This is a genomic window from Streptomyces sp. NPDC015242 (genome assembly GCF_043079125.1).
Lineage (GTDB): Bacteria > Actinomycetota > Actinomycetes > Streptomycetales > Streptomycetaceae > Streptomyces.
This window is the reverse complement of record NZ_JBIBUF010000006.1, coordinates 1-2,036: the sequence shown is the minus strand read 5'-3', so window position 1 is coordinate 2,036 and position 2,036 is coordinate 1. Positions and strand designations below refer to the sequence as shown.

The window sequence follows — 2,036 nt, the reverse complement described above, 5'->3', positions numbered from 1 at the left end:
CGTGTGCGTGGACGCCGGGGGGGTGCGGTATCCCGCCGGCGGGGTGGTGGGGTCCCCCCCCCCCGGGGGGGGGGGGGGGGGGGGGCCCCGGGCGGGGCCGCCCCCCCCACCGCCGTGCGCACCGACCCCCCTCTCGCACCGGCGGAAGGACTCTCATGGACACCACGCTCATGGACACCTCTGGCCTGCCCCTCCTGGTCGACGACTCCCCGGAGTGGGGCAGCGAGCGTCTCGACCTCGACGCCTACCTCGCCCGCGTCGGCTACCGGGGGCCGCGCGACGCCTCGCTCGCGGCGCTGCGCGCCCTCCACCGCGCCCACCGGGACTCCGTCTGCTTCGAGAACGTCGACATCGCCCTGGGACGCGCGGTCTCCCTCGACATCGACGCCGTCCAGCGCAAGATCGTCCAGGCGGGCCGCGGCGGCTACTGCTACGAGACGAACCTGCTGTTCGCCGCCGCACTGGACCGCTTCGGCTTCCCCGTCACCCGGCTCCTGGTCCGCATCCGCGAGGGCAGCACCAAGCGCCGGTTCCGCTCCCACACGGCCCTGCTGGTGCGGGCGGACGACACGGTGTGGCTGGCCGACCCCGGCTACGGCTACGCCGCGCTCATCGAACCCATCGTCCTGCGGCCCGGAGCGGAGACCACCGTCGCCGGCTGGTCGTGGCGGCTGGCGACCGAGGACGGCCACTGGATCCTGCAGTACCGGCGGCCCGAAGGCTGGTTCGACATCTACGCCTTCCGCACCGAACCCCAGTACGCCGTCGACTTCGAGGCCGCCCACTACGTCAGTTCCACCCGCCCCGCCTCGCCCTTCGTCGGGCAGCTCGTGGTCCAGCGGGCCAATGACGAGGAACGCTACCGGCTGAAGAACACCCAGTTCATGACCGAGTACCGCAGCGGCGAGCAGCGACTGCGCGTCCTCGACCCGCACGAGGCCGTCACGACCGTGCGCACCACCTTCGGGCTCCCGCTCACCTCCGAGGAGGAACGGCTGCTGCACGACTTCCTCGCTGCCCGACAGTGACGGGCGGACCCCCCATGTGAGAACTCCCCGCCTTCGGGCGGGGAGTTCTCACATGGGGGCCTCAGGCTCGCGCCTCCCGCGGGGCCAGCGCCGCGAGCACCGCCTCCACGACACGGTCCGGGGTGCACCCGCTGGTGTCGACCACCGCCCGGGCGACCTCCGTGTACAGCGGACGGCGTGCCGCGGCCAGCGCACGCCACCGCCCCTGCGGATCACCGGCCAGCAGCGGCCGCCCCGGGTCCCGGCCGATCCGCCGGACCGCCTCGCCGGCGTCCACGTCGAGGAACACCACCGGCCGACCGGCCAGCAGCGCCCGGGTCCGCGGATCGAGGACCGCGCCGCCGCCGAGGGCGAGCACGCCGTCGTGCGCGGCGAGGGCACGGGCCACCGCCCGTGCCTCGATCGCCCGGAAGGCGTGCTCGCCCTCGTCGACGAAGATCTCGGCGATGGTCCGGCCCTGTTCGGCGACGATGTCGTCGTCGGTGTCCCGGTAGGCCACCCCGAGCCGCCCGGCCAGCAGCTGCCCGACGGTGGACTTGCCCACGCCCATCGGGCCGACCAGCACGACCAGCGGCCCGCTCATCGGACGGCGAGGTGATCGAGGTACGAGGTGACGTTGCGGCGCGTCTCGGCCACCGAGTCACCACCGAACTTCTCCGCCACCGCGTCGGCGAGGACGAGGGCGACCATGGCCTCGGCGACGATCCCCGCCGCCGGGACCGCGCACACGTCGGAACGCTGGTGGTGGGCCTGGGCGGCCTCACCGGTGGAGACGTCGACCGTCCGCAACGCCCGCGGCACGGTCGCGATCGGCTTCATCGCCGCCCGCACGCGCAGCAGCTCACCGGTGGTCAGACCGCCCTCGGTGCCGCCCGAGCGGCCCGAGGCCCGTCTGACGCCTTCCTCGGTGGCGACGATCTCGTCGTGCGCCTTGGAGCCGGGGACGCGGGCCAGTTCGAAGCCGTCGCCGATCTCGACGCCCTTGATCGCCTGGATGCCCATGAGCGC

General features: G+C 74.2%; 3 protein-coding genes. 1 reads left to right on the top strand and 2 read right to left on the bottom strand.

Features of this window, described 5'->3' with window-relative positions:
* The first annotated feature begins 155 nt into the window (after positions 1-155).
* Positions 156-1,028, top strand: coding sequence for an arylamine N-acetyltransferase (locus ACF07N_RS20580; RefSeq protein WP_392114866.1), 873 nt, complete (start codon positions 156-158; stop codon positions 1,026-1,028).
* A gap of 61 nt (positions 1,029-1,089) precedes the next feature.
* On the opposite strand, the gene ACF07N_RS20575 is transcribed toward ACF07N_RS20580, so the two are convergent.
* Both ACF07N_RS20575 and ACF07N_RS20570 read right to left on the bottom strand, forming a co-directional pair.
* Complete coding sequence (locus ACF07N_RS20575) at positions 1,090-1,611, bottom strand: shikimate kinase (RefSeq protein WP_392114863.1); 522 nt, start codon at positions 1,609-1,611, stop codon at positions 1,090-1,092.
* Positions 1,608-2,036, bottom strand: a 429-nt coding sequence (locus ACF07N_RS20570) for a chorismate synthase (protein ID WP_392114860.1), incomplete at its 5' end; no start/stop codon positions are given. The genes ACF07N_RS20575 and ACF07N_RS20570, both read right to left, overlap by 4 nt.